This window comes from Bacillus cereus group sp. BfR-BA-01382 (assembly GCF_022663475.1).
GTDB lineage: Bacteria > Bacillota > Bacilli > Bacillales > Bacillaceae_G > Bacillus_A > Bacillus_A thuringiensis_S.
Map to the genome: position 1 here is coordinate 1 of NZ_JAKUFQ010000174.1, position 5,608 is coordinate 5,608.

Consider the following 5,608-nt stretch of genomic DNA (forward strand, 5'->3'; position numbering starts at 1 on the left):
ATGCAAACATACTTCACATGCCTCACTCTTCTTAAAAAATGAAACTCTGAATTTTTTAAGTCTCCCAGGTACAAATGTAAATGCTCTGGTGACATATGTTGGATTAATGTGGCTAAAATTACGCGCACCATACTACTTTTTCCGCTTCCTGTTTCTCCCGCAATTAGTAAATGAGGTGTATTTGAATTAACCATATCATACACAATCGTATTTCCGAATTGATCCCGCCCTACTACCACAGGAAGACGATATTGTTTCAATAATGGTTGCCATTGTTTATAACTGTAATCGTAAGGCTGTAAGCTCGTATTAGAATGAAATACATGGAGTACGAACTTTTTAATATTGCCTTCCATCATCAGATTTTCGCCTAGTATTTGTTGAAAACAAAACCATTTCTTATGAATTTGAGCTGGATCAACACCATTTGGCAATGTAAAAGTGTACCGTACACTTTCTTTCCCTTCGTAAACATCATGAATCGTAGGATAAATGGGGACCTTTCCACCTCGTGTAATGTGCTCATCGTATAGCTTCGCTTTCTTAAATACCTCTTCTAGCTGGTATTTGTATCTCTTCTTTATTAACCATCCCTTCATTTTCCAACCTCCTTACAACATGATTAAAATACGAATAAATACATAGCCAATAAAGCCTATACCTCCAATTCTTACACCGTAATACAGGCCATTAGAAAGAAGTTTGGATGCAAAAACATCATCATTTCGTACTAAGTATTTTTCCAACAAAACAGATCCAATTGTAAGGCCACCTACTATTCCCAGAGCTACATAAGTATGAACAAGCGGTGATGACATATGAAAAAATGCGAACGGACTAATAGGACCAATACTATATATTTTTGTTTGTTTTTTCTTCTTATAAGATTGATCCATAAAGGCTTGAAAAGAAATTGTTTCTTTTCGATTCAACATGTTTTCCCTCCTAAGAAAAGAATATGTTAACAAATTGGGTATCCAGTACAATACAAAGCATATACAATCTAACACCATATGAGAGGTATTTTTGATAACTTCAAATATATCGAAAGGTACATTGTTTATGACACCGAAAAATTCATCTGGTAACTTTCTTATTTCTTGTGCTGTCTAATGGTTCTGTAACATACCAACTAATCAACCTATATATAAAATCTGTTGTATCCGTTGTACTCATTGCATTTTGATTAAGTACATCCTACCCACACAAAATTTTGTTTGATGAACTTCTACGCCTCCTTTTTCTCATTACGTTCCTCCTACTATAAACAAAACTCAAAATCCCCTAAAGACATGTGCTAATCGAGTAATTCTTTTGATAGTGCTACCATGCTAGTTCCTTTGATTATAAGGTTGATATCTACTTTGGTAATTGCTTTGGTAAAGCATATGTATTACTGATTGTCTGATATTCAATTTCAAACCTTGTCTTGCAAATAAACTTTACTATCGTCTCCAATTCATAAACTTTGATGATACAATATAAGAGGAATTTTAAATTAATTCAGAAAATATAGGAGGGAACAACAATGTCACTTCTACAGCAACATTTTGAAGAAAGAAGAGAATACATTTTCAATCGTCTTAAACAACCAGAATACATAGAAAGAAGCATAGAAAAAGTTCGACAAGCTCAAAAAGAGATCAAAAATACAGTGCGAACGATTAAAGATTTGTTACTCTTAGACAAAACAACTGATCCTTGTTTACCAGAGGTTGCTCAATTTTCTCTTCAACACATTACAAATTCAGAGTCATTTGAGAATGTCAAAAACCTTGTTCCATCCTCTATAAAAAAGTTAAGTGAAGAAGAACGCACAAAAGTATTAGATGAAACATTAAGTGTAGCAAACCAAGTCATGAATTTAGAGCGTACTGTTTTTATCATGATGTTTAATGCAAAAGAGAAAATCCTCATGGATTCTTATAAGAAAAAGCGTAGATCACAAACAGAACTTCATTATGATGTTGCTGACAAAGAAGGGTTCGACAAGGCTTTTTATAATGAGCGTATTGATTCATTACAAAATGATATTCGTGTACTATCTTTCAAAAAGCTATGTGAAAATGAACCCGCACCAGAAGACTTAGAACTATTCAAACAACGTTATGAAACAATTATTTTGCCAAAAGTACAAGAAATTGTTTCCCAAATTGAACCAAGTTTAATGGATATAGACGTATTTTTAAATCCAGTAATCGAGTATGGTGTAGGAGACATCACTCTAGATGAAATGATTCAAAAACTACACAAAAATCTTTCTCTATTTCACGAATTATCGAAGGTTGAATATTGCCCAACGGTTGAACTAACAGTAAAAGAATATGTATTCTTAGATGCTATGAACAGTTCTAAAAAAGGGAAGGAGTTGCAACCATCTAAATGATATATACACAAGAAAATTTTTATAACAAATTAATGGAAGAAAAGAAAGAAGTAACAATTTTTCTACTAAACGGTGTTAGAGTACCTGGAAAAATTATTGCTGTCGATAAATTTTCAGTATTAATTTTAAGCAATGAAAAGCAACTGTTTCTTTATAAAAAAGCTATCTCAACCGTTTCTTTACAAAAAATATAATCTTACATCTATAATATTTTCATCCTTTTTCAAATAAATTCCACTTCAAAAAATTGATATATATCATGTACGCTACATATAAGAGTTAGTCATTATCATTTTAAAACAAGGCTAGTTTTAGTCTTGTTTTTTTGTTTATTTTTTTATAGGTTCGTATATTATGAAATATATACATATATGTAAAGGAGTTTAAAAAAGGAATGAAAATGCGGCTTTTATATAATCAAATAGAAGTACAAAAAAAGAATTAATTTACCTTGTAATGGAATATGGATTTTCCCATCAAAAAGTAATTGATTTCAGTCAAAAGTTAGATCTTTTAATATATGAAGTAATGGAAAAGTATAAGAGTACCATAAAAAAATGAATCCTCGGCTTAAGGATTCATAACAGGAAGATACAGATATATAGAGATAAATAAAAAGAATTAACCATATTATAATATAAAAACAAATGAAATATATTGAGAAATAAATAATAAGATTGAATTTTCTTATTATTAAACATAAAATGAATATGAGTTGGAGTAGCACCTAATCTTTAACCCTTACGCGAAAAAGAGATCGGAATATCCGATCTCTTTTTCCGTACATACAACAGATTGGTATTACTATAAAAGTGCCGCCTCATTACAGTCGGAAACTCACTTTTAGTATATAAAAACTTCATACAAAATCAATAGATTTTTGTGAGACAAAAACTTTATATTTTATGTTATTATATCTTAGGGTTTCGTTTTACTAAGAGGTAAAGGGCAAACAAATTAAATACGTTCTGAAAGTGTTCTGTGTAAGTTCTAAAAAATCATTTGTTTCTATAACAAATGATTTTGACAAATGACCTTCTTTTTTATAACATAAAAAAGGAATTGAGTGGTCTAGACTCAATTCCTTAGATAAAGTCATTTGCCAACGAATACCTGGTGAAAGAATCCTTCTTTTATAGTTGGATTCTTTTACTTTGTTCGGAGCATGAAACGCAATATTGTGTATGCCATTTTTCTTGCTAAGCTCATTCTTAAAACCCTTACTTTTCCCCCTCGTTATGAACATGAGCAAACTTTTTGGCTTCATCCATCAGAACTTTCTCCCTTGCTTCGTACATTTATTTATCAAAAGAAAAATCTTGACTCATACATACCCATGTATTAAGTGCTTTCTATAAAATTGGATATTAGTTCATCATAATATCCTCCAATGCTTGGGTTAATTGTTCATTCCCCCTCTGTTACCTAAGCTTTAGAATCACCACGATATAAATTTTCAAACTTAACAACTTCTGTTGCTGTTTATTGTATTAAATGACCATCTAGTTTAAAAAGCAATTTTCTTAATTAATCTCGTATTATGTATAAGAGTCTATTCCCAATTTAAATTTAAAATAGCAATACTAATTTTATCACACCTGATGCCAAAGATTATGAATTACTTAATTACATTAAATAAAGAAAAACAGCTACTCCAATTATCAGAATAACTGTTATTCTTTATTCATTTTCCCAAAATAAATCTGTAATTTCTACAAAGATTGAGCCACCATAGCTATAATCACCAATTGAATATGGGTCATAGTAAAAGTGTGGCGTTCTGCTGTACTGAACAAGTTCATCAGGAGAGTCGATCAAACCTTTTTTTAATACTTGGTTTAATACTTCCTCATTATTATTTGAAGGAGAGTCCGGTAAATAATAAATTGCAGTTCCAAAATTCCTGTAACTATAATAAGTCGAAAGCCCCCAAATACGAGTTAATAATACTGAAGTTCCTTCATCCATACTTCTGCCGAGTAAATAATCAATACTGATTTTTTCCCTGGGTACTTCCAACCACTCCTTTTCAATAATTTCTCGGGCTTCTTTCGTAAGTATGTCTGCAATGGAAATCAAATTCTCAAGTCTTGGATTTTTCATACCCAACTCCCAATTTTTCACCATTTGACTAGAAACGCCAAGCGCTTCCCCAAGGGATTTTTGGGTGAATCCTAATAGTTTCCTTGCTAATTTTAAATTTTTCATACACCTATTATAATAGGAATCCTCATAAAAGTAACCCTATGGTTACTTTTATCTTGGAACCCTTCAATAAATATGATAAGATAAAAAGGTAACCTTTAGGGTTACCTTTGCTGTTTTTAGTGACAGAAGAAATTTTATTATCATTACATAACCCTTTAAGAATGAGAGGAGATTTACCGTTATGATATTTACTAAAGTATTTCAGCATTTAGATGAATTTTGTAAAAATGAAACTGCCCAAAGTGCTCTTTTCAATTTCGAATATAATAGTGGTCTCTTCACAGGTATATATTTACCTATTCCAAGAAGTATCTTAATTACTTGTAAGAATACAAATGCTAGCTGGGTTCTTGAAAGTAACGAAAATGATAACGTAGACATTTATATTCCTAAGGATATCTTTCAACAAGTAAAAGATTACGTTTGTACAATCGATAAAAAAGGTGATTCCAAAACATACCCATTTTTCGAAGAATTACAAAAACATCTTTTAAACTTATCTTTAAATATTTTCAAAGAAGCCCCTACTGATTTATTACTCAAAAACGCAAGAACCGCAAAAACAAACGATACAAAATACGACGAAAAAGGAAAAGGTGATAGAGTATATTTCGATCACTGGCGAAGAAATAAAGTACGTAACGTTAGTAAATTGAACCTCCAGAAAACCCGTAGATGGTTTGGTAAAGAAATATATGATTACTGTGAAAAATTTAACATCACTTCAGTATGGCAACCCGAACCTTCTAAAAACATTAAACAAAATTTGTTATTCTTTGATACTACAGAGGCGAAAATCCAACTTAAAGATAAACGAATGACTTGCCCCAAGTGCTCTAAAGTTTTAATTATTAAAACAAACAGCCTTTCTAAAGGGCAGTTCATAGGTTGCACAGGTTATCCCTCTTGTAGGCATACCGAAAATGTTGATTGAAAACAAAAAGACATACTAAAAGTATGTCTTTTTATTTAATTACTATAATATTACCTAGGTCATATTAATAGTTTCAAATA

At 31.1% G+C, this 5,608-nt stretch carries 7 protein-coding genes and 3 pseudogenes; 4 read left to right on the plus strand and 6 right to left on the minus strand.

Annotation, left to right across the window (positions count from 1 at the left end; all coding sequences use genetic code 11):
- The 3 genes and pseudogenes from MR160_RS32440 to MR160_RS32450 all read right to left on the minus strand — a co-directional run.
- The coding region (locus MR160_RS32440; protein WP_242299096.1) for an FtsK/SpoIIIE domain-containing protein at nt 1-599 on the minus strand (599 nt) is incomplete at its 3' end.
- Nucleotides 600-611: 12 nt separating this feature from the next.
- The gene (locus MR160_RS32445) at nt 612-935 is read right to left on the minus strand and encodes a hypothetical protein (RefSeq protein ID WP_242299101.1); all 324 of its coding nucleotides are present in this window, start codon (nt 933-935) and stop codon (nt 612-614) included.
- A 15-nt stretch (nt 936-950) separates the two neighbouring features.
- Nucleotides 951-1,227, minus strand: a pseudogene (locus tag MR160_RS32450) (hypothetical protein); the annotation flags it as partial.
- Between the two features lie 301 nt (nt 1,228-1,528).
- Between MR160_RS32450 and MR160_RS32455 the strand changes: the two are divergent.
- The 3 genes and pseudogenes from MR160_RS32455 (at nt 1,529) to MR160_RS32465 (ending at nt 2,947) form a co-directional block, all read left to right on the plus strand.
- On the plus strand, nt 1,529-2,386 hold the full coding sequence (locus MR160_RS32455; RefSeq protein WP_242299097.1) for a hypothetical protein: 858 nt from the start codon (nt 1,529-1,531) through the stop codon (nt 2,384-2,386).
- The gene (gene hfq / locus MR160_RS32460) at nt 2,383-2,580 is read left to right on the plus strand and encodes an RNA chaperone Hfq (RefSeq protein ID WP_242299098.1); all 198 of its coding nucleotides are present in this window, start codon (nt 2,383-2,385) and stop codon (nt 2,578-2,580) included. The genes MR160_RS32455 and hfq overlap by 4 nt, the downstream gene beginning before the upstream one ends.
- Nucleotides 2,581-2,780: 200 nt before the next feature.
- Nucleotides 2,781-2,947 (plus strand): annotated as a pseudogene (locus tag MR160_RS32465) (Spo0E family sporulation regulatory protein-aspartic acid phosphatase).
- Between the two features lie 373 nt (nt 2,948-3,320).
- Here MR160_RS32465 and MR160_RS32470 read toward each other — a convergent pair.
- The 3 genes and pseudogenes from MR160_RS32470 to MR160_RS32480 form a co-directional block, all read right to left on the minus strand.
- Nucleotides 3,321-3,653, minus strand: a complete 333-nt coding sequence (locus MR160_RS32470; RefSeq protein WP_242299102.1) for a hypothetical protein — start codon at nt 3,651-3,653, stop codon at nt 3,321-3,323.
- Nucleotides 3,610-3,798: pseudogene (locus tag MR160_RS32475) on the minus strand (Rpn family recombination-promoting nuclease/putative transposase); the annotation flags it as partial. The pseudogene MR160_RS32475 and the gene MR160_RS32470, both read right to left, overlap by 44 nt.
- Nucleotides 3,799-4,066: 268 nt before the next feature.
- Nucleotides 4,067-4,594 (minus strand): helix-turn-helix domain-containing protein, encoded by a 528-nt coding sequence (locus tag MR160_RS32480; RefSeq protein WP_242299099.1) that lies wholly within the window; start codon nt 4,592-4,594, stop codon nt 4,067-4,069.
- A 181-nt stretch (nt 4,595-4,775) separates the two neighbouring features.
- On the opposite strand from MR160_RS32480, the gene MR160_RS32485 reads away from it, so the two are divergent.
- Complete coding sequence (locus MR160_RS32485) at nt 4,776-5,528, plus strand: topoisomerase DNA-binding C4 zinc finger domain-containing protein (protein WP_242299100.1); 753 nt, start codon at nt 4,776-4,778, stop codon at nt 5,526-5,528.
- Nucleotides 5,529-5,608 lie beyond the last annotated feature (80 nt).